Origin of the sequence: Tepidimonas taiwanensis, from assembly GCF_020162115.1 — a bacterium.
Lineage (GTDB): Bacteria > Pseudomonadota > Gammaproteobacteria > Burkholderiales > Burkholderiaceae_C > Tepidimonas > Tepidimonas taiwanensis.
Map to the genome: position 1 here is coordinate 1,040,104 of NZ_CP083911.1, position 24,776 is coordinate 1,064,879.

The 24,776-nt window shown below is 69.9% G+C and carries 22 protein-coding genes, 1 tRNA gene and 2 pseudogenes; 10 read left to right on the forward strand and 15 right to left on the reverse strand.

Annotation, left to right across the window (positions count from 1 at the left end; all coding sequences use genetic code 11):
- Positions 1–50: 50 nt before the first annotated feature.
- A complete protein-coding gene (locus LCC91_RS04795; protein ID WP_143898294.1) occupies positions 51–2,543 on the reverse strand; it encodes an adenosylcobalamin-dependent ribonucleoside-diphosphate reductase in 2,493 nt (830 codons plus the stop codon).
- A gap of 318 nt (positions 2,544–2,861) precedes the next feature.
- Here LCC91_RS04795 and LCC91_RS04800 point away from each other — a divergent pair.
- Positions 2,862–3,020, forward strand: a pseudogene (locus LCC91_RS04800) (IS5/IS1182 family transposase); the annotation flags it as partial.
- Positions 3,021–3,034: 14 nt separating this feature from the next.
- Here LCC91_RS04800 and LCC91_RS04805 read toward each other — a convergent pair.
- The 6 genes from LCC91_RS04805 to LCC91_RS04830 form a co-directional block, all read right to left on the reverse strand.
- Positions 3,035–3,676, reverse strand: a complete 642-nt coding sequence (locus LCC91_RS04805) for a phage integrase (protein ID WP_185974914.1) — start codon at positions 3,674–3,676, stop codon at positions 3,035–3,037.
- A gap of 139 nt (positions 3,677–3,815) precedes the next feature.
- Positions 3,816–3,891, reverse strand: a tRNA-Asn gene (locus tag LCC91_RS04810).
- Between the two features lie 94 nt (positions 3,892–3,985).
- Positions 3,986–4,915 (reverse strand): thiamine phosphate synthase, encoded by a 930-nt coding sequence (locus LCC91_RS04815; RefSeq protein WP_224441031.1) that lies wholly within the window; start codon positions 4,913–4,915, stop codon positions 3,986–3,988.
- 41 nt (positions 4,916–4,956) lie between these two features.
- Complete coding sequence (locus LCC91_RS04820; RefSeq protein ID WP_143898280.1) at positions 4,957–5,784, reverse strand: thiazole synthase; 828 nt, start codon at positions 5,782–5,784, stop codon at positions 4,957–4,959.
- Positions 5,785–5,791: 7 nt separating this feature from the next.
- On the reverse strand, positions 5,792–6,001 hold the full coding sequence (gene thiS / locus LCC91_RS04825; protein ID WP_143898282.1) for a sulfur carrier protein ThiS: 210 nt from the start codon (positions 5,999–6,001) through the stop codon (positions 5,792–5,794).
- On the reverse strand, positions 5,998–7,143 hold the full coding sequence (locus LCC91_RS04830) for an FAD-dependent oxidoreductase (protein WP_143898284.1): 1,146 nt from the start codon (positions 7,141–7,143) through the stop codon (positions 5,998–6,000). The genes thiS and LCC91_RS04830 overlap by 4 nt, the downstream gene beginning before the upstream one ends.
- A gap of 80 nt (positions 7,144–7,223) precedes the next feature.
- Here LCC91_RS04830 and thiD point away from each other — a divergent pair, with 80 nt between their 5' ends.
- Positions 7,224–8,093, forward strand: a complete 870-nt coding sequence (gene thiD / locus LCC91_RS04835) for a bifunctional hydroxymethylpyrimidine kinase/phosphomethylpyrimidine kinase (protein WP_058615602.1) — start codon at positions 7,224–7,226, stop codon at positions 8,091–8,093.
- On the opposite strand, the gene LCC91_RS04840 is transcribed toward thiD, so the two are convergent.
- Together LCC91_RS04840 and fdxA are read right to left on the reverse strand one after the other, a co-directional pair.
- Complete coding sequence (locus LCC91_RS04840) at positions 8,054–9,163, reverse strand: NAD(P)/FAD-dependent oxidoreductase (RefSeq protein ID WP_143898286.1); 1,110 nt, start codon at positions 9,161–9,163, stop codon at positions 8,054–8,056. The two genes, thiD and LCC91_RS04840, sit on opposite strands and share 40 nt — an antisense overlap.
- Positions 9,164–9,193: 30 nt before the next feature.
- Positions 9,194–9,523 (reverse strand): ferredoxin FdxA, encoded by a 330-nt coding sequence (gene fdxA, locus LCC91_RS04845; RefSeq protein WP_043703243.1) that lies wholly within the window; start codon positions 9,521–9,523, stop codon positions 9,194–9,196.
- A 388-nt stretch (positions 9,524–9,911) separates the two neighbouring features.
- On the opposite strand from fdxA, the gene LCC91_RS04850 reads away from it, so the two are divergent.
- The gene (locus LCC91_RS04850; RefSeq protein ID WP_224440884.1) at positions 9,912–11,408 is read left to right on the forward strand and encodes an IS5 family transposase; all 1,497 of its coding nucleotides are present in this window, start codon (positions 9,912–9,914) and stop codon (positions 11,406–11,408) included.
- A 2-nt stretch (positions 11,409–11,410) separates the two neighbouring features.
- Positions 11,411–11,572 (forward strand): annotated as a pseudogene (locus tag LCC91_RS04855) (poly-beta-hydroxybutyrate polymerase N-terminal domain-containing protein); the annotation flags it as partial.
- Between the two features lie 174 nt (positions 11,573–11,746).
- Here the strand turns inward: LCC91_RS04855 and mnmC are convergent.
- Positions 11,747–13,726 carry an FAD-dependent 5-carboxymethylaminomethyl-2-thiouridine(34) oxidoreductase MnmC gene (mnmC, locus tag LCC91_RS04860; RefSeq protein ID WP_052231757.1) on the reverse strand — a complete coding sequence of 660 codons (1,980 nt, stop codon included), beginning with the start codon at positions 13,724–13,726 and terminating at the stop codon, positions 11,747–11,749.
- A gap of 1 nt (position 13,727) precedes the next feature.
- On the reverse strand, positions 13,728–14,009 hold the full coding sequence (locus LCC91_RS04865) for an oxidative damage protection protein (protein ID WP_043703245.1): 282 nt from the start codon (positions 14,007–14,009) through the stop codon (positions 13,728–13,730).
- Between the two features lie 258 nt (positions 14,010–14,267).
- Between LCC91_RS04865 and LCC91_RS04870 the strand changes: the two genes are divergently transcribed.
- The 3 genes from LCC91_RS04870 to LCC91_RS04880 are packed head-to-tail and all read left to right on the forward strand — an operon-like array spanning position 14,268 to position 16,701.
- Positions 14,268–15,047, forward strand: a complete 780-nt coding sequence (locus LCC91_RS04870; RefSeq protein ID WP_058615599.1) for a ferredoxin--NADP reductase — start codon at positions 14,268–14,270, stop codon at positions 15,045–15,047.
- Positions 15,048–15,075: 28 nt separating this feature from the next.
- Positions 15,076–15,561, forward strand: coding sequence for a disulfide bond formation protein B (locus LCC91_RS04875; protein WP_143897769.1), 486 nt, complete (start codon positions 15,076–15,078; stop codon positions 15,559–15,561).
- 6 nt (positions 15,562–15,567) lie between these two features.
- Positions 15,568–16,701, forward strand: a complete 1,134-nt coding sequence (locus LCC91_RS04880; protein ID WP_143897763.1) for an NAD(P)/FAD-dependent oxidoreductase — start codon at positions 15,568–15,570, stop codon at positions 16,699–16,701.
- Positions 16,702–16,751: 50 nt separating this feature from the next.
- On the opposite strand, the gene LCC91_RS04885 is transcribed toward LCC91_RS04880, so the two are convergent.
- Positions 16,752–17,375 carry a LysE family translocator gene (locus LCC91_RS04885; RefSeq protein ID WP_058615595.1) on the reverse strand — a complete coding sequence of 208 codons (624 nt, stop codon included), beginning with the start codon at positions 17,373–17,375 and terminating at the stop codon, positions 16,752–16,754.
- On the reverse strand, positions 17,372–18,436 hold the full coding sequence (locus LCC91_RS04890; RefSeq protein ID WP_143897759.1) for a quinone-dependent dihydroorotate dehydrogenase: 1,065 nt from the start codon (positions 18,434–18,436) through the stop codon (positions 17,372–17,374). Before LCC91_RS04890 ends, LCC91_RS04885 begins: the two co-directional genes overlap by 4 nt.
- Positions 18,437–18,552: 116 nt before the next feature.
- On the opposite strand from LCC91_RS04890, the gene rpiA reads away from it, so the two are divergent.
- Positions 18,553–19,239 (forward strand): ribose-5-phosphate isomerase RpiA, encoded by a 687-nt coding sequence (gene rpiA, locus LCC91_RS04895; RefSeq protein WP_185974886.1) that lies wholly within the window; start codon positions 18,553–18,555, stop codon positions 19,237–19,239.
- 8 nt (positions 19,240–19,247) lie between these two features.
- Here rpiA and LCC91_RS04900 read toward each other — a convergent pair whose 3' ends face one another.
- Complete coding sequence (locus tag LCC91_RS04900) at positions 19,248–21,281, reverse strand: M3 family metallopeptidase (RefSeq protein ID WP_143897767.1); 2,034 nt, start codon at positions 21,279–21,281, stop codon at positions 19,248–19,250.
- A 75-nt stretch (positions 21,282–21,356) separates the two neighbouring features.
- Positions 21,357–21,836, reverse strand: coding sequence for a YhbY family RNA-binding protein (locus tag LCC91_RS04905; protein ID WP_143897755.1), 480 nt, complete (start codon positions 21,834–21,836; stop codon positions 21,357–21,359).
- 94 nt (positions 21,837–21,930) lie between these two features.
- Here LCC91_RS04905 and LCC91_RS04910 point away from each other — a divergent pair, with 94 nt between their 5' ends.
- Positions 21,931–22,617, forward strand: a complete 687-nt coding sequence (locus tag LCC91_RS04910; protein WP_043703266.1) for an RlmE family RNA methyltransferase — start codon at positions 21,931–21,933, stop codon at positions 22,615–22,617.
- Between the two features lie 173 nt (positions 22,618–22,790).
- Positions 22,791–24,722 carry an ATP-dependent zinc metalloprotease FtsH gene (gene ftsH, locus LCC91_RS04915; RefSeq protein WP_043703269.1) on the forward strand — a complete coding sequence of 644 codons (1,932 nt, stop codon included), beginning with the start codon at positions 22,791–22,793 and terminating at the stop codon, positions 24,720–24,722.
- The last annotated feature ends 54 nt before the right edge of the window (positions 24,723–24,776 follow it).

Below are 24,776 nucleotides of genomic sequence, written 5' to 3' on the forward strand. Positions count from 1 at the left end.
TTATGTATCGAAAACCCAGTCGCCGCCCCCGGTGTCCCGGCGAGCGGTCCTCAGCCGCAGGCCCCGACGTGTCCGCAGGCGGTGCAGTACTCGCAGCCGTCGCGGCGGATCACGGCGCGCGCGCCGCACTCGGGGCATTTGCGCCCGGCCAACAGGGGATGGCCGTGGCCGTTGGGGGCGGCGGGGCCGTTGGGCTCCGCCGTCGCCGTGGCCGGGGCGTCGCCGTCCCCGACGTCATCGGCCGCGGGGTGCAACCGGCGCCCCTGGCGCTCGATGATCTGCTGGATCGCGTAGGCGATCGCGGCCACCTCGGAGTCGTGCCACAGCGGCACCAGCGTGCCGTCGTCGCGCCGGCGCTGGCCCAGGCGCACCGGTCCGCGGTCCCACACGACCTTGCGCATGTCGGCCAGCGCCCGCTCGAGGAAGCCGCCGCGCGCCGCCAGCGACAGCAGCCGCATGCTGGCCGAGATCCACTGCTGCGACTCGCCGCTTTGCCCCACCGGCATGAAGAACTCGATCGCGCGCAGGCGCCGGCTGCCGTCGGCCAGCGTCACCGGCAGGAAGGACACGATCAGGTACAGCGTTTTCGGGCCCTCGGCGGTCCAGTACTCGATCTTCTCCGCCACCGCGTCGAGCGCGCCGCGCGGGCGCTTCTCGATCACCGCGCGCATCGGGTCGACGGGTGGGGTCGACGGGGTGGGTGATGCCGCGGTGGCCGTCGCCGCCGGCGTTGCGGTCTCCGATGGCGTGGTGCTCAGCACCGCGCCGACGATATCGTTGGGGCGGTAGGTGGTCAGCCCCTTGAGCCCGGCGCGCCACGCGTGCAGGTACAGGTCGCGAAACGCCTCGTACGGGCAGTCGGCGGGCACGTTGACGGTCTTGGAGATGGCCGAATCGACGTAGGGCTGCACCGCCTCCATCATCGCCACGTGGTCGGCCGGGGCGATCTCCAGCGCACTGACGAAGGCCGGGGTCAGCGGCGCGTCCGCGCCGAAGAGCGTGCGGTACAGCCGCCACGCGTGGTCCTGCACCTCGTAGGTGCTGTGGCGGCCGTCGGCCTCGCGCTTGCGCCGCGTGTACGTCCACGAGAACGCGGGCTCGATCCCGTTGGAGGCGTTGTCGGCGAACGCCAGGCTCACCGTGCCGGTGGGCGCGATCGACAGCAGGTGGCTGTTACGGATGCCGTGGGCGCGAATCGCCGCTTGCAACTCCGCCGGCAGCCGGCTGGCGAAGGTGCCTTCGGCCAGATAGGCGTCGGCGTCGAACAGGGGGAAGGGGCCTTTTTCCTGGGCGAGCGCGACGGAGGCGCGGTAGGCGGCGTCGCGCATCGTCTGCGCGATGCGCGCGGCCATCGCGCGCCCTTCCTCGCGGTCGTAGCGCAGCCCGAGCATCACCAGCGCATCGCCCAGCCCGGTGAAGCCCACGCCGATGCGCCGCTTGGCCTGCGCCTCGGCCTGCTGCTGCGGCAGCGGCCAGTGCGTCACGTCCAGCACATTGTCCAGCAGCCGCACCTGCACCGCCACCGCGTCGGCGAACGCGGCGAAGTCAAAGCCCGCCTCGCCGCCGTGGCCGAAGGGGTGCCGCACGAAGCGCGGCAGGATGATCGGCCCGAGGCAGCAGCAGCCGTAGGCGGGCAGCGGCTGCTCGCCGCACGGGTTGGTCGCCTCGATGCGCTCGATGGCGCGCAGGTTGTTGTCGCGGTTGATCGGGTCCAGAAACAGGATGCCGGGCTCGGCGAAGTCGTAGGCCGAGCGCATGATGGTGTCCCACAGCTCGCGGGCGCGCACGCGCCGGTACACCCACAGGCCGTCAGCGCGCCGCGTGGCGCCAGCCGCTTTGGCCTCGTCCGACGGCTCGGCGCGGTGCACCAGCTCCCACTCGGCGTCGTCCTGCACGGCCTGCATGAAGGTGTCGGTGACCCCGACCGAGACGTTGAAGTTGTTCCAGCGCCCCGGCGTGCGCTTGGCGGTGATGAACTCCAGCACGTCCGGGTGGTCGATGCGCAGCACCGCCATCTGCGCGCCGCGGCGCGCGCCGGCGCTCTCCACGGTGGCGCATGACTGGTCGAAGACGTTGATGTAGCTGCACGGGCCGCTGGCGGTGGAGGCGGTGCCGCGCACGCGCGCGCCGCGCGGGCGGATGCGTGAGAAGTCGTAGCCGACGCCGCCGCCGCGGCGCATGGTTTCCGCGGCTTCGCGCAGCGCCTCGTAGATGCCGGGCAGGCCGTCTTCGTCCACGCCCTGGATGCAGTCGCCCACCGGCTGCACGAAGCAGTTGATGAGCGTGGCCTGGATGCCGGTGCCAGCGGCGCTCATGATGCGCCCGGCCCCGATCGCGCCCGCGGCCAGGTGGGCGCGAAAGCGCGCCGTCCACGCGTCGCGCTGTGCGGGTACCTCGACGCTGGCGAGCGCGCGGGCGACGCGGTCGAACAGCGCCTCCGCGTCGGCCTCGCCGTCCTTGAGGTATTTCTCGCGCAGCACGTCGAGGCTGATCGGCTGCGGCGGCAGCTCGGGGGTGAAGTCGGCAGACCGTGCGGGTTCCATCCGGGGGCTCCTTGGGCAAACGGACCAGTCAACGGCGATATTGGACACCGATCGTGAGCCCAAATTCGGGGACAGATGTACTACCGATGGCATCGTTCTATCGGCGGATGGGCCTGACGCCAGTCCTGGGCTGCCTCTGTGTGGCTTGGTGTCAATGTTCTCGTTGCGGTCCTGGGCGGCCTCGACGGCGTGTTCGAGCGGCGTTCGACCCCGCCGCCGTTGGTGGCACGGAATGGTTCGGTGGCCCTGGGCGAGTCGCTGGCCAAGGCGCACCAGATCGTGGCGCAGAGCCGCCAGCGCAGGGCTAACGAGGATCGCCCCCGGCTCTACGCCTGGCACGCCCCGGAGGTCGAGTGCATCAGCCGCGGCAAGGCGCGCAGCCCGTACGAGTTCGGGGTGAAGGTCGGTGTGGCCAGCACCTTGCAGCACAACCTCATCGTGGGCGCGCGCGCCTTTCACGGCAACCCCTACGACGGACACGACCCTCAGGTTCACGTGGGACCATTCCAGGTCGAGAATCTCACCCGCCCGCATCCCGGTCTCGATGGCAAGGCGAACGCACGCGTCCAGCCAGAGCGAGCATTGCCGCCGGCTCGGCAGCCGGATGGCCGCGAGCAGGCGCTGTTCCTCGTCATCTTCCAGCCGCCGCTCCCGACCGCGGGGGGCTTGGGCTTGCGGACGTTGCGCACCTCGTGTTCCAACGGCCAGGACCACTCCTTGATGGCAATGGTGTAAAGGTGGGACAGCAGCGCGAGTTCCAGGCGGACCGTGTTGGCGCCCACTTGCTTCAGACGTTCGTCGCGGTACTCGGCAAAGTCACAGGCCCGCATCTCGGCGATGTAGCGCTGCGCCATGGGGTGACGGCACAGCCTGTTGATGCGCGAGCGCTCTTGCTGGGGCCGTTTTTTGTGGGCCGTCACCTTCTCCTCGTAGAGCCTGAGGGCTTGCTCGAGGGTGATTTGCTTGATGCCGCTTGGGTCGCGGAACTTGCCGCGGTGCATGGACGACTCGACCGCCTGCGCCCAGGCTTCGGCGTCCGCGCGGCTCTCAAACGTCTTGCACTGGGTCTTGTAGCCCCGGCGACGCACGGTCGCTTGGTACTGGTAGGGGCCCCTCTTGATGATGCTTGCCATGGAATCGCTACTCCGTTTGTTACGACTGGACGTGTAGCGACGCCGCTGCAGCTGTTTTTCAGTGCAGCAAAAATGCAGCAAAAAATGGCTCTACCAGCAAAAAAGCCCACCGGGTGGCGGGCTAAGTGCTTGATTTCATTGGCTCCCCGACCTGGGCTCGAACCAGGGACCTACGGATTAACAGTCCGGCGCTCTACCGACTGAGCTATCGGGGAAGAGAACAAAATTATAGCGCATCGGAAACGCCCCAAATCCGCTTGGGACGCCGTTCGTAGAGCGCCGCTTGTGAGTCGCCGCCATGGCGGACGGTCACGGGGTGCGCTGCAGGCGCGCCCAGGCCGCCATCAGTTCGGCCGCTGCGGCTTCCGGGTCGGGAGTGCCGGTGATGGCGCGCACAACCGCGAAGGACCCCACGCCGCTGGCGGCCACCGCCGGCAGTTCCGCGAGGCCGATGCCGCCGATCGCCACCGTGGGCAGGTGCCGCGCGGCGCGGGCGTACCGCCGCAGCCGTCCCGGGCCCTGCGGGGCGGTGGGCATGGCCTTGAGCGTCGTTGGAAAGACGGCACCCAGCGCGATATAGCTGGGGCCCACGGCCAGCGCCCGTGCCATCTCGGCGTAACCGTGGGTGCTGATGCCCAGCCGCACGCCGCTCGCGCGCAGTTGCGCGATGTCGTCCGGCGTGAGGGCGTCGAGGTCCTCCTGCCCCAGGTGCACGCCGTAGGCGCCCGCCGCGATCGCGGCACGCCAGTGGTCGTTGATGAACAGGCGAGCTGGCGTGCCAGCAACGGCCCGTACGGCAGCCTCAACCTCTTCGGCGATGCGCTTCGGGTCGGTGTGTTTGAAGCGCAGCTGCACGGTGGGGACACCCGCGCGTGCCATGCGGCCCACCCACTCGGCGTCCGGCAGCACGGCGTAGAGGCCCAGTTTGGCCGGACAGGGCGCAAACGCCGGCCCTGTCGCGTGCCAGCCGAAATCCTCGGGGTCATCGGGCCAGTCGGCCGGGTCGAAAGCGCGGCGCGCACAGCGGTGCGTCCACGCCTGCGCGACACAGCGTGCGTCGGCCTCGATGAAACCCAGGCGACGCGCCGCCGCATACGCGACGTCGGCAACGCGGGGGCTGGCCGGCAGGGCATGCGGATCGGCATCGCGGGCGATCGCCAGATCGGCATGGAGGCGCACGACGGCCTCGACCACCGCCACGGGGTCGTCGACGGTCGGCTCGCTGTGCGAATGGGCCAAGGGGGCGTTCGGAGCGCGGGGATCGGTGGCGGGCATAGGGATCACGTCTGGTGCCAGAACGGCGTCCCGAGCACCGGTGTGCTGGGCTGCGCCGTGGTTTGCGGGGGCATCGCACCGGCGCGAAAGGCCGCGCGGCCGGCGGCCACCGCGTCGGCGAACGCGCCGGCCATCGCGACCGGGTCCTGGGCCAGCGCGACCGCGGTGTTGAGCAGCACCGCATCGAACCCCCATTCCATCACCTGGCAGGCGTGCGATGGCAGGCCCAGCCCCGCGTCGACGATCAGCGGGACGTCCAGCCGCTCCCGCAGCGTGCGCAGCGCGTGGGGGTTGACGGGGCCCAGGCCCGTGCCGATCGGCGCGGCCCACGGCATGACCGCCTGGCAGCCCACGTCCAGCAGCCGCTGGCACAGCACGAGGTCGTCCGTCGTGTACGGCAGGACTTTGAAGCCGCGCTTGATCAGCTGCTCCGCCGCCACCGGCAGTTGCAGCGTGTCGGGCTGCAGCGTGTAGTCGTCGCCGATCAGCTCCAGCTTGATCCAGTCGGTGCCGAAGACCTCACGCGCCATTTCGGCGGTGGTGACGGCCTCCTGCACGCTGTGGCAGCCGGCGGTGTTGGGCAGCACCGGCACGCCCAGCCGTTGCAGCAGCGCCCAGAAGCCGTGCGAGGCGTCCGCGCCCAGCGCCCCGTGCCGCCGCAGCGACGCGGTCAGCATGCACGGCTGCGCGCGCCGCACGGCCTGCTCCAGCACGGCGGGGGAGGGGTAGCGTGCCGTGCCGAGCATCAGCCGACTGCCAAAGGTCTCCCCGTACAGCGTGAGGGCGTCGTCAAGGGCGGGCTCGGTGAGAGAGGCGGGGGCGGACGGGGTCATGGCGGGTTCAGCCCCCGGTGACGGGGGCGATGATCTCGATGCGATCCCCCTCGCGCAGGGGGGTGTGGGGGTATTGGCTGCGCGGCACGAACTGCAGGTTGACCGCGACGGCAAACGGCGCATCGGCCGGGCGCTGGGCGGTCGCGTGTGCCACCGCGTCGGCGAGCGTGGCCGCGTCCGGCAGTTCGACGGGTTGTGCGTTGATCCAGACGTTCATGCGGTGGCGGCAGAAAGGGGCGCGGGGGCATCCGCGGCACGGCGCGCGAACGCAAGGCCGAGGCGCTGCGCCAGCGCGGTCGTGCCGCCGTCCACGTACTCCAGCACCGCATCGTGGACCGCGGGGGCGATCAGGAACCCGTGCCGGTACAGCCCGTTGATCTGCAGCACGCGCGGCGCGCGTTCGACGACGGCCGGCAGGTTGTCGGGCAGCGTCGGGCGGCACTGTGTGCACAGCTCCAGTACCCGCCCCTCGGCGAAGCCGGGGTGAACGGCGTAGGCGGCGCTGAGCAGCTCCAGCGTGGAGCGCACGCTGGCCGGGGAGAGGTCGTCGGACTCGATCTCGGTGGCACCGATGACGAACAGGTGGTCGGGCTTGGGCGCGATGTAGATGGGGTAGCGGGGGTGCAGCAGCCGGGTGGGGCGCTGCAGTGTCACGTCCGGCGCGTACAGGCGCACGACCTCGCCGCGCACGCCGCGCAGCGGGCCGGCCGCAGGGCCGCCGGCGGGCCATTCGTCCCGCGCCCCCAGACCGCGGCAGTCCAGCACCCACGACCCGGGGTGGTCGCGCTGCCACTCCTGCGCCTGGGACAGCGTCAGTGGCGTGTGCCAGCGCGGGGCCACGCCCAGCGTTTGCAGCGTGCGCAGCAGCGCGTCCAGCAGGGCGCGGTTGTCGAGTTGGCCTTCCTCCGGCAGCAGCAGCCCTTGCGCGAAGCGCCCCGCCACGGCGGGTTCCGCCTCGGCAAGCGTCGTGGCGTCGAGCGCCTGCGGTGTGGGCAGGCCGGGCACACGCGCGGCCGTCGCGCGCAGCAGCGCCTCGAAGCGCACCGCCTCGCGCGCGTCCTGCCGGTGCCACAGGATGAGCGTGCCGTTTTGCTGGAAGAACACCGTTGCCTCGAGCGTGGTGCAAAGCGTACGCCAGCGCGGCAGCGCGTAGCGCCCCATGGCCACGACGTTCGGTTCGGTCACCGCCGATTCGGCCAGCGGCGCGAGCATCGCAGCGGCGACGCGGGCTGCCCCGCCGGCCGTGGCATCCGGAGCGGCGTCGGTGATCTCGACCCGGTGGCCGGCGCGCGCCAGCGTCACCGCCAGCAGCCGGCCCATCAAACCCGCGCCTAGGATCAGGAAATGCTCGCGTGCCATGGCGCTATCCTACCCGAGGGAAAACCCGTGCCCGGCGCGGCTTCCCCGCAACCGCCGGCGACTTGCGGATAATGTGCCGCATGTCGCATCTGAACGATCTCGCCCATCCCCTGTCCCAGCGGTACCCCCGTGTGCTGAGCATCGCCGGCAGTGACTCGGGGGGCGGCGCGGGCATCCAGGCCGACCTCAAGACCATCGCGGCGCTGGGCTGCTACGGCATGACGGCGATCACGGCGCTGACCGCGCAGAACACGCTGGGCGTGCGCGCGATCCACGCGGTGCCGGCCGCGTTTCTGAAGGAGCAGATTGCCGCGGTGGTGGAGGACATCGGGGTCGACGCCGTCAAGATCGGAATGCTGCACGCGCCTGAGATCGTCGAAGCGGTGGCGTGGGCGATCGACACCTACCGCCTGCCCAACGTCGTGCTGGATCCCGTGATGGTCGCCACCAGCGGCGACACGCTGATCGAGGATGCAACCATCGGCGTGCTGGTGCGCGAGTTGTTTCCGCGCGCCACCCTCGTCACCCCCAACCTGGACGAGGCGGCGCTGCTGCTGGGTCGGCCGTTGGCGACGGTGGACGAGATGGAAGCGGCGGCGGCCGAGCTGCTGCAGCGTGGGGCGGGGGCGGTGTTGCTCAAAGGTGGCCACCTGCCGGGTGAGATCGTCAGCGACCTGCTGGCGCTGCGCGGCGAGGCCCCCGCGTTCTGGATCCGGCTCACGGGCGAGCGCATCGCCAGCGGCAACCTGCACGGCTCGGGGTGCACCCTGTCGTCGGCGATCGCCGCGTTCCTGGCGATCGGCCAGACACTGGAAGAGGCCGTGCAGTCCGCCCACGCGTGGGTGCGCGGGGCGATCGCCGAAGGGGCGCACGTGCGCACCGGCAACGGCAACGGCCCGCTCAACCACGGCTACGCGCCGGTGCCGATGCGGCGTGTGCCACTCGCCTGACCCCCGGCACCGTCCACGACACCCAGCAGGCGCTGCAGCCGCGTGCTGGTGGTGGTGTATTCGAGCGCGATGCGCTCGTCGGGGCGCAGCGCCTGCGCGATGGCGAACGCGGCCAGCGTCGCTTCGTGAAACCCGCAGACGATCAGCTTGCGCTTGCCAGGGTAGGTGTTGACGTCCCCGACGGCGTGGATGCCCGGTTCGGAAGTCTGATATCCGGCCGTCTCGACGACCAGGTGTTTGCGCTCCAAGGCCAGCCCCCACTCGGCGATCGGGCCCAGGCGGGGACTGAGGCCCAGCCGCGGCAGCAACAGGTCCAGCGGCAGCGCGAGGCGGCGGTCGTCCGCGGTGGCGATTTCGAGCGCCTCCAGCCGCCCGTCGTCGGTGGCTATGGCCCCGACCGGCTGGCCCAGGCACAGGCGGATCCAGCCCGCGCCGATCGCGGACTGCAGCTCCTCGTCGAGCGGGGCGTCGATCACGAAGCGGTCGTTGCGGTGCAGCAGCGTGACGTGCGCGGCGTTGCCCTGCGCCAGCGTGAGCGCGAGCCGGGCGGCGGCTTCCGTTCCGCCCATCACCACGACCCGCTGGCCGACCCATTGCGCGGGTGGCAGGTCGTGGTAGTACACCTGCCGGCCTTCCCATGCCTGCAGTTCGGGAACCGGGACTTTGCGCGGCAGGAACGCCCCGACGCCGGCCGCGATCACGACCGCGCGGCATTCGAACGTGAGCCCGCCGTCCGTCTGCAGCCGAAAGCGCGGCGAGCGCGCGTCCGCGTCCGCGGGCAGGCGTTCCAAGGCACTGACGACCTGACCCAGGTGCACCGGCACCCGCAGCGGGGCGAGCTGCTGCAACAGCCGCTGGGCGAGCTCCTCACCGCTGCAGCCAGGCAGGGCCGGGAGGTCGTAGATGTACTTGTCCGGGTAGAGCGCGGCGCATTGCCCGCCCGCGTACGGCAGGCCGTCGACCACGTGGACACCGACTTCCTGCAGACCGAGCTGGAAGGCCTGAAACAGGCCCACCGGCCCTGCGCCGATCACAACGGCGTCGGTACGCAAAGGGGCGTTGTCACGCATGGCCGCTGGCCCGTGGCACTCCCCAAGCGCTTAGCGCTTGAGCAGCGCGAGCTTACCGGTCTTGTCCTTGTACTGCTCGGCTTCCGGCAGCGGCGCCTTGCGTTTGGTGATGCTCTTCCACGTCGGCAGCTTGGCCAGCTCCGCGTTGAGGGCGATCATGTGCTGTTGGTCCTTGGGTACGTCTTCTTCCGCGTAGATGGCACCCACCGGGCATTCCGGGATGCACACTGCGCAGTCGATGCACTCGTCCGGGTCGATCGCCAGAAAGTTGGGTCCCTCGCGGAAGCAGTCCACGGGGCAGACGTCCACGCAGTCGGTGTACTTGCAGGCGATGCAGGCTTCGGTAACAACGTGTGTCATGGCACTGAAACTTTCGTCGGGCCCGTAGGGCCCCGCTGCGGCACGCGCCGCCGTTCGACGGAGCCCGGATTGTAGGCCCCCCGCGCAGACCGTTCTTTGAGGTGGGTCATCCCCATCGGGGCATTTGCGGCTATGGTTGCAAGCATCGTGTCGTCTGCATTCGCGCCTGCCATGTCCCCATCCCGAGCCCGTTCCGCCGTTCCCCCCGATACCGCGGCGTCGGACGCGTCGCCGGCCGCCCTCCAGGAACGCCTCCCCGCGGGCACGCCGAAGTCGTCGCCCCTGAAATATTCATAACAGCATGATTTTTCTTGTGTTATTGTCTGTTTGCGAGTACAATTTCCCCCAGATTTGATGGTCTGATGCGCCGTTTTCTGGGAGTTTTGCGATGTTTGCCTGCCCCGCCACCGAGGACTTCTTCCGCGCCCGGCTCGATCAGATGATCGACCTGCGCCATCCGCTGGCGGTGTTGTCCTCACGCATGCCGTGGCAGGAGTTGGAAGCAAGGCTGTCGCACCTGTTCATGCGCAAAGCGCGCGCAGGTGTCGCGATGCCCGATCTGGACCTCTTTGGCGAATCTCCGGTGCGCGCAGCTCGGGCGTCCAACGCAGGCCGACCCCGCGTGCCGCTGCGCGTGATGATCGCGCTGCTGTATCTGAAGCACGCCTTCAACGAGTCGGACGAAGGGGTGGTCGAGCGCTGGGGCGAAACCCCCACATGGCAGTTCTTCTCGGGGCGGGCGTACTTTGAACATCGCCGGCCGTGCGACGCCACGACGCTGGTGAAGTTTCGCCGGCTGCTGGGCGAAGAAGGCGTGGAAGAACTCTTGGCGCAGACCATCAACGTGGCGGTGGAAACCGGACTCATCAAGCCGCAGGAACTCAAGCGCGTGGTGGTGGACACCACCGTACAACCCAAGGCGGTGGCGCACCCCACCGACAGCCGGCTGCTGGAGACGGCACGCACCAAGCTGGTGGAGGCGGCCAAGGCCGCCGGCATCGCCTTGAAGCAGACCTTTGCCAAGGAAGGCAAGGAGCTGGCCCGCAAGGCAGGACGCTATGCGCACGCGCGGCAGTTTGCGCGCATGCGCCGGGTCATCAAGCGCCAGCGCACGATCGTGGCCAGGCTGCAGCGCGAGATCGAGCGCAAGGCCAGCCGCCTGGGGCAGGCCATCCAGAGTGCTCTTGGCCACACCCTCAACAAGGCGGCGCGTCTGGTGGCGCAGACTGCCAACCGAAAGACCGCCGACGGGACTCGAAAGCTCTACGCCTGGCACGCGCCGGAGGTGGAGTGCATCAACAAGGGCAAGGCCCGCTGCCCTTACGAGTTCGGCGTCAAGGTCGGCATTGCCAGCACCCTGAAGCACAGCCTCATCGTCGCAGCCCGGGCCTTCCATGGCAACCCCTACGACGGGCACACGCTGCAAGCGCAGCTGGAGCAGGCCACGATCCTGATGCAGGACACTGGCATCAAGCCCAGCACAGCGTTTGCCGATCTGGGCTACCGCGGGGTGGAAGCCGACATTGCGGATGTGCGCCTGGTGCACCGCGGCAAGATCAAGCGCCTCACGCAGCAGGAGCGCAAGCTGCTCAAGCGCCGCCAGGCCATCGAGCCGGTCATCGGGCACTTGAAGCAGGATCACCGCATGGACAGGTGCCACCTCAAGGGCGAGCAGGGTGACCGACTGCACGCGGTGCTGTGCGCGGCGGGCTACAACATCCGCTGGCTGCTGCGCATGATCACGAAGAAGGGCGTGCCCTTCTTGAGGCGAGCTTTTTTGCGCCTCATTGCGGCCGTGCGCCTCATCGGCCGGTGGCTCGCCCAGCGGCGGCCAACCGAGTCCAGTGGCGCCAACCCTGCCCAGCTGCGGCTAAGGGCGGCGTGAAAATGAATTTTTCAGGGACGACGAAGTCACCGCCGCGCTGGCACCTCGACGACGCCACCGAGGTGCTCGACCGCGAGGCGTCCGTGCTGATGGTGCAGCTGTGCAGCGGGATCTCGCCGACTTCGCTTGCGCTGGTGGCCACCGACTGGGCGCTGCACCTGTGGAGCTCGCCCGGGTCGCAATGGCGCTTGGCGCGGCAGGCGCTGCAACAGCAGCAGGCCTGGTGGCTGTCGCGGTCCCGCGTGGCTGCGCGCGCGCAGCAGTGGCGAGGTTCCCGCGCGCACGCCGCCCGAGAACCCCACGCTCGGACCCGCGCCCGGCCGCTACGTGATGGTCCGCTACGGCGACTGACGGGCGGCAACGGCACCGTCCACGGGCGCGACATGACGCTGTGCGAAGCGCGACGCCAGCAGCGCCCGGGCCAGCCGGGCCTCTACCGGCCATGGCTCGCCGTGCAGCGACGCCGCGAGCACCTCGCCGCACAACACCGACAGCGTCAACCCCCGCGCCCCGAGTCCGGTCAGAACGTGCAGGCCCGGCAGCCGCTCGGGATCGAGGGCGCCGACCGCGGGAAAACGATCCGGCAGTGTGCAGCGCACGCCAGCCCACCCCTGCGCCTGCGACCACGCCGGGGCCAGCGCGGCCGCCGCCTTCGGCAGCAGCCGGCGCAGTTTGTCGTGGTTGGCGGCGTGCTCGTCCGGGTGCGGCGTGCGGTCGGTGCTGCCGCGTACGAAGGTCGAGCCCATGCACCAGATGGGCTCGCCCGCGGGGCCCGACACCCCGGTGATCAGGGAGCCATGGCCGTTGACGGGAAACGGGGGGAGCGCCGAGCGGGCATCGGCGTCGAGCGCGGGCATCGGCCCCCAGGAGACCTGCCCGCGCAGCGCGTGCAGCGGCAGTGCCGTCACGCCCAGCGGGGCGAGCAGGGCGCGCGTGTCAAACCCCGCGCACACGACCACAATGTCCGCCTCGGCGCATACGCGGCCGTCGGGTGTGTGCACGTTCCAGCGGCCGCTGTCCTGCCGCGCCAGCGCGCCGACTGCCACTCCGCCGACGAAGCGCACCGCCGGATGGGCGAGCTGTGCCGCGACCAGCCGGGCCGGACGCAGCCACGCCGCGCGGGGGTGCCACAGCGCCGGAGCATCGGGTGGCAGCCCGGCGCGCGCGGTTTGCTCCGCTTCGGGAGGATGGCTCCATGCCGTGCCGTGGAGCCGCCATTCGGGGGTGTCGGGCAGGCGGTGTTTGTCCTCCACCCGGTGCTCGTACACGCCGCTCGGCCCCCAGTCAACCCCCGCGGTCAACAGCGCCTGTGCCCGCTCGCGCGTGCACACCAGGCCCGCGCGGGTCAGGCGCGACAGCGGCGCGTCGTCCGGGGAGACGTGCGGTGCCACCAGCCCCACCGGCAGCCCCGACGCCCCCGCGGCCGGTGTGTCCGCGCCGTCCAGCACCGTGACCTGCCAGCCGCGCGCCGCCAGGCTCCACGCGACGGCCGAGCCGGCCAGCCCCGCGCCGACGACGACGGCCTGCCGACCGTTACCGCATGGTCCCACCAGCGGCTGGCGCAGCGTTGCCCGCGGCGACCACCCAGGCGCATACACCGCGCGCAGACAGTGACGCTTGGGCGGCAGGCCCGGGGCCTTCTCCACGCGAAACCCGGCGTCGGTCAACGCATCGCGCACCGCACGGGCGACGGTCCAGGTGCCCAGGCGCGTCCCGGGGCGGCACAGCCGCGCGATGGCTCGCAGCAGCGGCGGTGACCACATCGCGGGGTTGACCGCGGGGTCGAAGCCATCCAGGAACACACTGTCCACGGGTGTGTCCAGTGTCGGCAGCCAGTGCATGGCGTCACCCACGCACAGCGTCAGGTGCAGCCGGCGCGTCTTCCCGGGGCCTGTTGGGTTCCACGTCCAGCGGTGCACACCCGGCAGCAGACCCGTCCAGCGCTGTGCCAGCGCTTCGGCCAGCGGTGCGAGGTCGGGATAGGGCGCGGCGCTGCGGCGTAAATCGTCCGCCGTGGCGGGGTGCGCTTCGGTGGCGGTGTAAAAGAGGGCCGCAGGGGCGTGCGGGTCCGCCTGCCACGCCGCCCAGGTGGCCAGGAAGTTCAACCCGAGGCCAAAGCCGTTTTCCAGCACGTGCCAGCGCGGCTGTCCGCGCCAGACCGCCCCTTCGGCCGGCCACAGCCCGCAGCTGCCGAGAAAAACGTGATGCGCCTGCGCGAGTCCGCCCGCGCCATCGGCGCCGCGGCTGCGGTAGATGTCGCCGTAGCGCGTGCTGCGTGGCGTGCCGTCCGGCAGCCACTCGACCTCCGCAGCCGACATCTCACCCTTGAGGCGTCGTGGGGGGCACGTACCCGGCGGCGACATCCGCGCCGTCGCCGAAGAAATGTTTTTCCATCTGGCGTGCCAGGTACTGGCGGGCGCGCGCGTCGGCGAGGTTCAGGCGGTTTTCGTTAACGAGCATGGTCTGATGGCGCAGCCAGTCCTGCCACGCCTGCTTGCTGACGTTTTCATAGATGCGTTTGCCGAGTTCGCCTGGGTACGGAGGGAAATCCAGCCCTTCGGCTTCGATGCCCAGCTTGATGCAACGGACGGTGCGCGCCATGGTGAAGATCTCTACTTGTCTTGGTACTTGAAGCCGATCGACTCTTCATTGCTTGAAGTTATGAATGAATGCATCAGACCGGCATGTAGGCTTTGATACGATTGCGTGACGCCCGGGCCCATCGGCCGTTCAGTCACCCACCGAGTACTGTAACCCAATGCCACTTTTCATCGAGGGGCTGCGGGGCATTGAGGCCCATCAAGGCCCGGGGCCGCCTCTGCTGTTACTTTAGTATTGTTGCCATTCGTTCACCCCATCATGAGTGCTTTCGACGAAGAGCGGGTTCTGACCGTACACCACTGGACCGATCGTCTATTCAGTTTCACCACGACGCGCAACCCGGGGCTGCGCTTCCTCAACGGCCAGTTCACGATGATCGGCCTGCGCCTGGAAAGTGGCAAGCCGCTGCTGCGCGCCTACAGCATCGTCAGCGCCAACTACGAGGAGCACCTCGAGTTCCTGAGCATCAAGGTGCCGGACGGGCCGCTCACCAGCCGGCTGCAGCACATCCAGCCCGGGGACACGGTCATCGTCGGCCACAAACCCACCGGCACGCTGGTGATCGACTACCTGCTGCCGGGCAAGCACCTGTACCTGTTGGGCACCGGCACGGGCTTGGCTCCGTTTATGAGCATCATCCGCGACCCCGCGACGTACGAGCGCTTCGAGCAGGTGGTGCTGGTGCACGGCGTGCGGCAGGTGGCGGAGCTGGCCTACCGCGACTACATCACGCGCGAGCTGCCACAGCACGAGTTTCTGGGTGAGATGGTGCAAAAGCAGCTGCGTTACTACCCGACGGTGACGCGCGAGCCGTTCGAGCGCCAGGGGCGTATCCCGCAACTGGTGGAAAGCGGCCAGATGGCACGCGAGCTGGGACTGCCGCAGCTCAACCCGGAGACGGACCGGGTGATGATCTGCGGCAGCCCGGCGATGCTGCGCGACCTCAAGGCCATGTGCGAGCGCTACGGTTTCGTCGAGGGCAACACCAGCACGCCGGGGCAGTTCGTGATCGAGCGGGCGTTTGCCGATGCCAACTGACGGGTTGTGGCGCCGGGTGACGGGCGCGATGGCGGAGCGGCCGCGGGCGTGGCTCGCGGGCGTGGCCATGTGGTGCGTGGGGCTGCTCGCGTTCGGGTTGTATCTGCAGCACGTCGTCGGACTGGAGCCGTGCCCGATGTGCATCGTGCAGCGCTATGCGCTGGTGCTGGTGACGCTCAGCGTCGCGCTGGCCGCCGCGCTCGGGGGGCGGGGGCGCGCCGCGCTCACGGGGGTCGCGGCGGTGCTGGCCGTCGGCGGCGCGTTCGTCGCGGCGCGGCAGTCATGGCTGCAGTGGTTTCCGCCGGAGATCCTGACCTGCGGGCGGGATTTTTACGGGATGATCGAGGCGTTTCCGCTCAAGCGCGCGATCCCGATGATCTTCCGCGGCAGCGGCGACTGTTCGGCGGTGGACTGGACCTTCCTCGGGCTGACGATCGCCAACTGGTCGTTTTTGAACTTCGTGGCCATCGCGGCGCTGCTGGTCGCGCTGCTGGTGGTGCGGCGTCGCGGGTGACGCCCGATGGAGCGGGTCGGGGCGCTGGTCATCGGGGCGGGCGTCATCGGCCTGGCGGTGGCGCGTGCGCTGGCGCTCGCGGGGCGGGAGGTCGTCGTGCTGGAGCGCGAAACGGCCATCGGCACCGGGGTGAGCGCGCGCAACAGCGAGGTCATTCACGCAGGGTTGTACTACACGCCCGGTTCTTGCAAGGCGCGCTGGTGCGTGCGCGGCAAGGCGCTGCTGTACGACTACGCCGCGGCACGCGGCGTCGCCCACCGCTGCTGCGGCAAGCTCATTGTTGCCACCGATGCGGAGCAAATCGAGGCGCTGCAGCGGCTGGCGGATCGCGCCGCGGCCAATGGCGTGCCGGTCGAGTGGCTGAGCGCTGCCGACGTCCGGCAGCGCGCGCCGGCGCTGCGGGTTCAGGCGGCGCTGTGGTCGCCCACCACCGGCATCGTCGACAGCCACGGGCTGATGCAGGCGCTGCGGGCCGATATGGAGGCCGCTGGCGGCAGCGTGGCGCTGGCGTCGGTATTCGACGCGGCGGAGCCGATCGGCGCACGGGGGGAGGGTGGCTGGCGCGTGCGCGGTCACACGCACCGTGGGGAGCCGTTCGCGCTGGCGGCGGACGTGTTGATCAACGCCGCGGGGTTGTGGGCCTGCCACGTGGCGCGCGCGATCGCCGGACCCGATCCCACGCGCTGGCCCGCGCCGCGTTACGCCAAAGGCAGCTACTTTGCCTTGAGCGGTCGCGCGCCGGCTGACTGCCTGGTGTACCCCGCGCCGCAGGACGCGTGGCTCGGCGTGCACCTGACGCTGGACCTGGCCGGACAGGCGCGCTTTGGCCCCGACCTGGAGTGGCTCGCCGTCGATACCCCGGAGGCGATCGACTACGCGGTCGACCCGGGGCGGGCCGACACCTTCTACGCGGCCATCCGCCGCTACTGGCCCGGTTTGCCCGACGGGGCGCTGCAGCCCGCCTACAGCGGGGTGCGGCCCAAGATTCACGGCCCCGACGAGCCGGCACCCGATTTCCGGCTGGATGGGCCGGCCGAACACGGCTGGGCAGGGCTCGTGCACCTGCTGGGGTTCGAGTCGCCGGGCCTCACCAGCGCGCTGGCCGTTGCGGAGGCGGTGGCGCAGGCCCTGGGGCCTTGAGCGGGTCCCCGCGGTGGCGGTGATGTGGGGTTGTCGTGGGGTGTGTTGCCTCAGCGCGCCAGCGCCAGCCGCGCCGCCAGACCCGCAAAGACCAGCGCCGCCGCCCGGTTGAGCAACCGTTGCGCCCGGGCCGAGCGCCGCAGGCCGCTGCCGATCCAGCCCGCAAACAGGGCAAACGCACCGAAGGTCAGGAGCGTCGCCAACATGAACAGCGCGCCGAGCTGCACGATCTGCCACGGCACACCGCCCCGCGCGGGATCGACGAACTGCGGCAAAAAGGCGAGGAAAAACAGCGCGACCTTGGGGTTGGTCAGGTTCATCACGATACCGCGCGTGTACGCCGCCAGCGGCGTCAGACGCGTCACATGGGCCGACGCGAGCGGCCCGACGGGTGCATGCCACGCCCTCCAGGCCAGGTACAGCAGATACGCCGCCCCAACGAGCTTGACCGCCCACAACGCCCACGGGGTGGCGGCCAGCACCGCCGCCAAGCCGAGCGCCACCGCGGCCGTGTGGCCCAACAGCCCGGTGCACAGCCCCAACGTGACGAGCAGGCCCGCGCGCCGTCCGTGCGTGGCCGACTGCATCAGCACGAACAGGTTGTCCGGCCCGGGGCTGAGCGCCAATAACACCGCCGCGCCGAAAAAGGCGGCCGCCACTGCCGCATCGATCATTGCCGTCCCTCCCTTTGTGCCTCGCGCAGGGCGCGGGCAACCTCGGTCACGAGCGCCGGGCCGTGGTAGATGAGACCCGTGTAGACCTGCACCAGATCGGCCCCGGCGGCGAGCTTGGCGCGTGCGCCGTCGGCGTCCATCACCCCGCCCACGCCGATGATGGGAAAGCCCGCACCCAGCCGTCGGCGCAGCGCCGCGATCACGCGGTTGCTCGCTTCGGCCACCGGGCGGCCCGAGAGGCCGCCCGCTTCCTCCGCATGGGGCACCCCCCGCACGGCGTCGCGCGCCAGCGTCGTGTTGGTGGCGATCACCCCGTCCATCCCGTGCCGCTGCAGCGCGTCGGCGATCGTGGCGATCTGCGTCTCGTCCAAGTCTGGCGCGATTTTGATGAACAGCGGTCGGCGCACTCCGTGGCGGTCGGCCAGCGCCTCGCGCCGCTGCGCGAGGGCCGTGAGCAGGCCCTCCAGCGCAGCGTCGCTCTGCAGCGTGCGCAGGTTTTGCGTGTTGGGGCTGGAGATGTTGACCGTGATGTAGTCGGCGTGCGGGTACACCCCCTCGAGCCCGGCCAGGTAGTCGTCCGTCGCGCGCTCGATCGGGGTGCTGGCGTTTTTGCCGATGTTGAGGCCGAGCACGAGCGGCACGCGACGCTCCTGCCGCACGCGCGAGCGCTGCACGTTGGCGATGAAGGCTTCGAGCCCTTCGTTGTTGAAGCCGAACCGGTTGATCAGCGCCTCGGCGGCCGGCAAGCGAAACAGCCGCGGGCGCGGGTTACCGGGTTGCGGCCGCGGCGTGACCGTGCCGACCTCGACGAAGCCGAAGCCCATCGTCGCCCACGCGTCGATGCAGCGCGCGTTTTTGTCCAGTCCGGCCGCCAGTCCCACGCGGTTGGGAAAGCGCAGTCCCGCCACCGTGACGGGGTCGTCGATGCGCGGCTGCGCGAGCAGACAGCGCAGCGGCCCCTGTTGCAGGCGCTCCAGCGTCCGCAGCGTCAGGTCGTGCGCGGCTTCGGGGTCCAGACGGAACAGCGCCGCACGGGCCGGCGCGTAGGGCAACCAAGTCATCGGATAATCGCTCGGTGAACGGGGTGGCGGCCCCAGTCACGCCGCCATCCGTCCGATTGTCGCATTCCCCAACGCAGGAATCCCCGCCGATGCCACCGACCACGCCCCTGACGACGATGACCCAAGACGAACTCAAGGCCCTGGTGGGCCGCGCCGCGCTCGCCTATGTCGAGCCGGGCCAGATCATCGGCGTTGGCACGGGCTCGACGGTCAACTGCTTCATCGACGCGCTGGCGACGATGCGCGACCGCATCGCCGGCGCGGTCTCCAGCTCCGAAGCCTCGACGCAGCGGCTGCGCGCGCATGGGATCCGTGTGTTCGACGCGAATGACGTCGACGAACTCGCGGTCTACATCGACGGGGCCGACGAGATCGACCCGAGGGGCTACATGATCAAAGGCGGCGGCGCGGCGCTGACGCGCGAGAAGATCGTGGCGGCGATGGCGCGGCGGTTCGTCTGCATCGCGGACCAGTCGAAGTGGGTCGAGACGCTGGGGCGTTTCCCGCTGCCGGTGGAGGTAATCCCGATGGCTGCGCGACGCTTGATGCGCCAATTCGCGGCGCTGGGGGGCGAGGCCCGGCTGCGGTTGCGCGATGGTGCCCCGCTCGTGACCGACAACGGGCAGCACGTCCTGGATGTGCACGGGTTGCGCATCGACGACCCGCTGGCGTTCGAGTCAATGGTCAACGACTGGCCGGGCGTGGTGACGGTGGGCGTGTTCGCCCACCAGCGCGCGCACGTCTGCTTGTTGGGCACGCCGGAGGGCGTGCGCACGATCGCGTTCGACGGCAGCGCCGCCTGAGGCCCGGTTCAGGCCAGCCCGAGGTGGCGCAGCAGCGCGTCGATGCGCGGCTCGCGCCCGCGAAACGCGCGGAATGACTCGATGGCCGGCCGGCTGCCGCCCACCTCGAGTATCTCCTGCCGGTAGCGCCGCCCCACCTCGGCGTCGAGCGGTGAGCCGCGTTGTGCGGCCGCTTCCTCGAACGCCGCGTACGCATCGGCGCTGAGCACCTCTGCCCACAGGTAGCTGTAATACCCCGCCGCGTAGCCACCGGCGAAGATGTGGCTGAAGGTGTGCGGCATGCGGTGCCACGCCGGGGGCTGCAGCACGGCGACTTCGTCGCGCACCTCGCGCAGCAGCGCCATCACGTCGCCACCCGGCGCGCCCTCCAGGTGCAGCCGCATGTCGAAGAGCGCGTACTCCACCTGCCGCAGCAGCTGCAGGCCGCTCTGGAAGTGGCGCGCGGCGCGCATCTTCTCGAAAAGCTCGCGCGGCAGCGGCTCGCCGCTGTCCACGTGGCCGGTCATCTGTTGCAGCACGGCCCATTCCCAGCAGAAGTTCTCCATGAACTGGCTGGGCAGCTCCACCGCATCCCACTCGACGCCGCTGATGCCCGCCACCGCGTGCTCGTCCACCTGGGTGAGCAGGTGGTGCAGGCCGTGGCCGAACTCGTGGAACAGGGTGATCACGTCGTCGTGCGTCAGCAGCGCCGGTTTGCCGTCCACGCCGTCGGCGAAGTTGCACACCAGGTGCGCCACCGGCGTTTGCAGCCCCGCGCCGTCCGGCCGCCGCCAGCGCGTGCGCACATCGTCCATCCACGCGCCGCCGCGCTTGCCGGCGCGCGCGGACGGGTCCAGGTAAAACTGGCCGATGAGGGCACCGTCGCGCTCGATGCGGAAAAACCGCACCGCCGGGTGCCACACCGGGGCGCGATCCTCGCGGATGCGGACGTCGAACAGCGTCTCGACGATGCGAAACAGGCCATCGAGCACGCGCGGCAGCGGGAAGTACGGCTTGACCTCCTGCTCGCTGTAGGCGTAGCGCGCCTGTCGCAGCCGCTCGGCGATGTAAGGCCAGTCCCACGCCTGCGGGTCGTCCAGCCCCAGCTCTGCCCGCGCGAAGGCGCGCATGTCCGCGACGTCGCGCTCGGCGTGCGGTCGTGCACGGCGCGCCAGGTCGCGCAGGAAGTCGATCACCTGCTGCGGCGACTCGGCCATCTTGGGGACGAGTGACAGGTGTGCAAACGTCGGGTAGCCGAGCAGCGCGGCTTCCTCCGCACGCAGCGCCAGAATCTCACGCAGGATGTCGCTGTTGTCAAAGCGCCGCAGGTCACCCTCGGCCTGGTCGCTGGCGCGCGTGCCGTAGGCGCGGTAGAGCCGCTCGCGCAGCGCGCGGTCGTGCGCGAACTGCAGCACCGGCAGGTACACCGGCAGCTTCAAGCCCAGCTTGTGGCCGTCGCGCCCCTCGGCCTGCGCTGCCTGGCGCGTGGCGGCGCGGACGTCCGGCGGCACGCCCGCCATCTCGGCCTCGCTGGCGTAGTATGCGTAGGCGTCGGTGGCGTCGAGCGCGTGCTCGCTGAAGGTTTGCGCCAGCTCCGCCTGCCGCTCCTGGATCGCGGCGTAGCGGGCTTTTGCTGCCCCCTGCAGCTCCGCCCCCCCGAGCACGAAGTCGCGCAGGGCGTTGGCGTGCGCGCGGCGCTGCGCCGGGTCGAGCGTCGCGGGGTCGATCGCTTTGTATTTGGCGTACAGCCGCTCGTCCGCACCCAGCCGGGTCCAGAACTCCGTGACGCGCGGCAGCAGCGCGTTGTACGCGGCGCGCAGCGCCGGCGTATCGGCCACGGCGTTGAGGTGGCTGACCACACCCCAGGCGCGTGCAAGGCGCTCCGTAGCGACGTCGAGCGTCGCTTCGAGCGCGTGCCAGTCGGCGGGGAAGTCGTCGGCCACCGCCTGCTCCAGCGCGGCGTCGGCCCGCTGCAGCAGGGCATCGATGGCAGGCTCGATGTGGACGGGTTCGACCGCGTCGAAGCGCGGCACCCCCTCGAAGTCGAGCAGCGGATTGTCCAGCAGGACAGGATCGAGTCGGTCATTCATGACCGCTAGCATGCCACGGACGGGGCGGCGGCGCCGGCGCCGGGGCGATCAACCGCTTGCCGCGGCGGACTTCTTCGCGCTCTTTTGGCGTTTTTTGGCCTTCTTCACCAGGCCGCCGGGTGTCAGGCGCTGGTTGCCCAGCACGCGCACGGTCTTGATCTCCGGCCGCTGGCCACCCTTCTTGCTGTATTTGATGACCTTGTATTCGCGCGGACCGGGCTTGCGGTCGTCGTCGACCGCCTTGGGCTTGGGCGGGATCGGCCGCCACAGCACCAGCAGCTTGCCGATGTGTTGTACGGGGGCCGCGCCGAGTTCGTCCGCGAGGGTGTGCAGCCACGCCTCGCGCTGCGCGCGGTCGCCTTCGAGCGCGCGCACCTTGATCAGGCCGTGGGCCTTGAGCGCCGCGTCGACCTCGGCCTTGACGGCGTCCGTGAGGCCGTCGGAGCCGATCATCACGACCGGCTCGAGGTGGTGGGCCGCGCCGCGGTGGACGGCGCGCTGGGCGGGGGTGAGTTCGATGCAGGGCATGTCGCGATTATCCCAGCAAGGGGCGGCGGCGGCCCGCTGCTGTCAGACAGCTCGGTGGCGCTTCAGATTGCGCCGAACCAGTATAGTCGGTGCCATGAAAGTCCAGACCAAAAGTAAAAAAGTCAACAAGGCGTGGCTGCACCAGCACGTGACCGACCCCTGGGTGCGGCTGGCGCAGAAGGAGGGCTACCGCTCCCGCGCCGCCTACAAGCTGCAGGAGCTCGACGAGGCGTTCGGGCTCGTGCGGCCGGGGCAGTGCATCGTCGATCTGGGCTGCGCGCCCGGGGCGTGGTGCCAATACCTGCGCCGGTGTCTGGGCACGCGCCCCGGTGCAGACGGGCAGCCGCGGCTGCAGGGTGTCATCGTCGGGGTGGACCTGCTGCCGATGGAGCCAGTCGACGGCGTGCGGTTTATCCAGGGCGACTTCCGCGAGGAGGGCACGCTTGTCGCGATTCAGTCGGCGCTGGCCGACGCCCTCGGGGGCGACGCCGAGAGCCGCGTCGATCTGGTCGTGTCGGACATGGCCCCCAACCTGTCGGGCGTGGAAGCGGTGGACGCGGCCCGGATCGAGCAGCTGATCGAACTCGCGGTGGACTTCGCCGTGCATCACCTCGCACCCGAAGGCGCGCTGGTGGCCAAGGTCTTTCACGGTGGTGCATACGACGCGGCGGTGCGGCTGTTCCGCGTGCACTTCCGCACGGTCAAGGCGCACAAGCCCAAAGCCTCGCGGCCGCAGTCGGCTGAAACCTTCCTCGTCGGCCGTGGTCTCAAGCGCCATTGAGTGAACATGGAGCGCCCGCGGCGCGATAGTGTCCGCACTATCCGGGCCATCGAAAGGGTTTCGGACGGGTCGAGGAGGACGGGGCTTGAACCGTCCTACAATGGGGCGCATATGGAGTTTGGGTCGCCCGTCCGCAGCGGGTCGGCCCTCGGGTGACGAGACAGGAGCGTTCGTTGAACAACCAGTGGTTTTCCAAGGTGGCGATCTGGATGGTGATCGCCATGGTGCTGTTCACGGTCTTCAAGCAATTCGACGGCCGTGCGACCGCCGGCGCGGGCTACATGGCGTATTCCGACTTCCTCAACGAAGTCAAGGCCCAGCGCATCAAGAGCGCGACGATCCAGGAAGGCAGCAACGGCACCGAAATCATCGCCGTCACGACCGACGACCGGCGTGTGCGCACGAACGCGACCTACCTCGACCGCGGGCTGGTCGGCGACCTGCTGGCCAATGACGTCAAGTTCGATGTGCGCCCGCGCGAGGAGGGGTCGCTTTTGATGACCCTGCTCGTGAGCTGGGGGCCGATGCTGCTGCTGATCGGCGTGTGGATCTACTTCATGCGCCAGATGCAGGGTGGCGGCCGCGGCGGGGCGTTCAGCTTCGGCAAGAGCAAGGCGCGCATGCTGGACGAGAACGCCAATACCGTGACGTTCGCCGACGTGGCCGGCTGCGACGAGGCCAAGGAGGAGGTCAAGGAGGTCGTCGACTTCCTGAAAGACCCGCAGAAGTTCCAAAAGCTCGGCGGGCGCATTCCGCGCGGTTTGCTGCTGGTCGGGCCACCGGGTACCGGCAAAACCTTGCTCGCCAAGGCGATTGCCGGCGAAGCCAAGGTGCCGTTTTTCAGCATCTCGGGCTCGGACTTCGTCGAAATGTTTGTCGGTGTCGGGGCGGCGCGCGTGCGCGACATGTTCGAGCAGGCCAAGAAGAACGCCCCGTGCATCATCTTCATCGACGAAATCGACGCCGTGGGCCGTCAGCGCGGTGCCGGCCTGGGCGGCGGCAACGACGAGCGCGAGCAGACGCTCAACCAGATGCTGGTCGAGATGGACGGTTTCGAGACCAACCTGGGCGTGATCGTCATCGCGGCGACCAACCGTCCCGATATCCTGGACGCGGCGCTGTTGCGCCCGGGGCGCTTCGACCGGCAGGTGTACGTGACGCTGCCGGACATCCGCGGCCGTGAGCAGATCCTCAAGGTCCACATGCGCAAGATCCCGGTCGGCCCGGACGTCAGCCCCGAGGTGATCGCGCGCGGCACGCCCGGCATGAGCGGTGCCGACCTGGCCAACCTGTGCAACGAGGCCGCGCTGATGGCCGCGCGCCGCAACGCCCGCGTGGTCGAGATGCAGGACTTCGAGCGCGCCAAGGACAAGATCCTGATGGGTCCGGAGCGCAAGTCGATGGTCATGCCCGAGGAGGAGCGCCGCAACACGGCGTACCACGAGGCCGGCCACGCGCTCATCGGCAAGCTTTTACCGAAGTGCGACCCGGTGCACAAGGTCACGATCATCCCGCGCGGCCGGGCGCTGGGCGTGACGATGAGCCTGCCGGAGAAGGACCGATACTCCTACGACAAGGAGTACATGCTGAACCAGATCGCGATGCTCTTTGGCGGCCGCATCGCCGAAGAAGTGTTCATGAACCAGATGACCACTGGCGCGAGCAACGACTTCGAACGCGCCACGCAGATCGCGCGCGACATGGTGATGCGCTACGGCATGTCCGAGAAGCTCGGTCCGATGGTGTACGCGGAGAACGAAGGCGAGATCTTCCTCGGCCGCTCGATCACCAAGACCACGCACATGAGCGAGGAGACGATGCGCCAGGTCGACGCCGAGGTGCGGCGCATCATCGACGAGCAGTACGCGCTGGCGCGGCGTCTGATCGAGCAAAACGCCGACAAGATGCACGCGATGGCCAAGGCGCTGTTGGAGTGGGAGACCATCGACAGCGAGCAGATCGACGACATCATGGCCGGTCGTCCGCCGCGTCCGCCGAAGGACGCCACGCCCAACACGCCGCCGGCCGGGGGCAATGGTGGCTCCGGCGGGGCGGCCGAGCCGGTCAAGGCCGACCCCACGCCGCAAGCGCCGTCCGCTGCGTGAAAGGGCGAGGTAGAACGTGTCTCAAGCGGCCGGCGCACGCGCCGGCTTTTCTTT

Excerpts from the sequence above, each read along its gene's own strand:
- LCC91_RS04795 (WP_143898294.1), bottom strand. The coding sequence starts at position 2,543 with ATGGAACCCGCACGGTCTGCCGACTTCACCCCCGAGCTGCCGCCGCAG.
- LCC91_RS04805 (WP_185974914.1), bottom strand. The coding sequence starts at position 3,676 with ATGGCAAGCATCATCAAGAGGGGCCCCTACCAGTACCAAGCGACCGTG.
- LCC91_RS04820 (WP_143898280.1), bottom strand. The coding sequence starts at position 5,784 with ATGACCCCGTCCGCCCCCGCCTCTCTCACCGAGCCCGCCCTTGACGAC.
- thiS (WP_143898282.1), bottom strand. The coding sequence starts at position 6,001 with ATGAACGTCTGGATCAACGCACAACCCGTCGAACTGCCGGACGCGGCC.
- LCC91_RS04830 (WP_143898284.1), bottom strand. The coding sequence starts at position 7,143 with ATGGCACGCGAGCATTTCCTGATCCTAGGCGCGGGTTTGATGGGCCGG.
- thiD (WP_058615602.1), top strand. The coding sequence starts at position 7,224 with ATGTCGCATCTGAACGATCTCGCCCATCCCCTGTCCCAGCGGTACCCC.
- LCC91_RS04840 (WP_143898286.1), bottom strand. The coding sequence starts at position 9,163 with ATGCGTGACAACGCCCCTTTGCGTACCGACGCCGTTGTGATCGGCGCA.
- fdxA (WP_043703243.1), bottom strand. The coding sequence starts at position 9,523 with ATGACACACGTTGTTACCGAAGCCTGCATCGCCTGCAAGTACACCGAC.
- LCC91_RS04850 (WP_224440884.1), top strand. The coding sequence starts at position 9,912 with ATGTTTGCCTGCCCCGCCACCGAGGACTTCTTCCGCGCCCGGCTCGAT.
- mnmC (WP_052231757.1), bottom strand. The coding sequence starts at position 13,726 with ATGTCGGCTGCGGAGGTCGAGTGGCTGCCGGACGGCACGCCACGCAGC.
- LCC91_RS04865 (WP_043703245.1), bottom strand. The coding sequence starts at position 14,009 with ATGGCGCGCACCGTCCGTTGCATCAAGCTGGGCATCGAAGCCGAAGGG.
- LCC91_RS04870 (WP_058615599.1), top strand. The coding sequence starts at position 14,268 with ATGAGTGCTTTCGACGAAGAGCGGGTTCTGACCGTACACCACTGGACC.
- LCC91_RS04875 (WP_143897769.1), top strand. The coding sequence starts at position 15,076 with ATGGCGGAGCGGCCGCGGGCGTGGCTCGCGGGCGTGGCCATGTGGTGC.
- LCC91_RS04880 (WP_143897763.1), top strand. The coding sequence starts at position 15,568 with ATGGAGCGGGTCGGGGCGCTGGTCATCGGGGCGGGCGTCATCGGCCTG.
- LCC91_RS04885 (WP_058615595.1), bottom strand. The coding sequence starts at position 17,375 with ATGATCGATGCGGCAGTGGCGGCCGCCTTTTTCGGCGCGGCGGTGTTA.
- LCC91_RS04890 (WP_143897759.1), bottom strand. The coding sequence starts at position 18,436 with ATGACTTGGTTGCCCTACGCGCCGGCCCGTGCGGCGCTGTTCCGTCTG.
- rpiA (WP_185974886.1), top strand. The coding sequence starts at position 18,553 with ATGACCCAAGACGAACTCAAGGCCCTGGTGGGCCGCGCCGCGCTCGCC.
- LCC91_RS04905 (WP_143897755.1), bottom strand. The coding sequence starts at position 21,836 with ATGCCCTGCATCGAACTCACCCCCGCCCAGCGCGCCGTCCACCGCGGC.
- LCC91_RS04910 (WP_043703266.1), top strand. The coding sequence starts at position 21,931 with ATGAAAGTCCAGACCAAAAGTAAAAAAGTCAACAAGGCGTGGCTGCAC.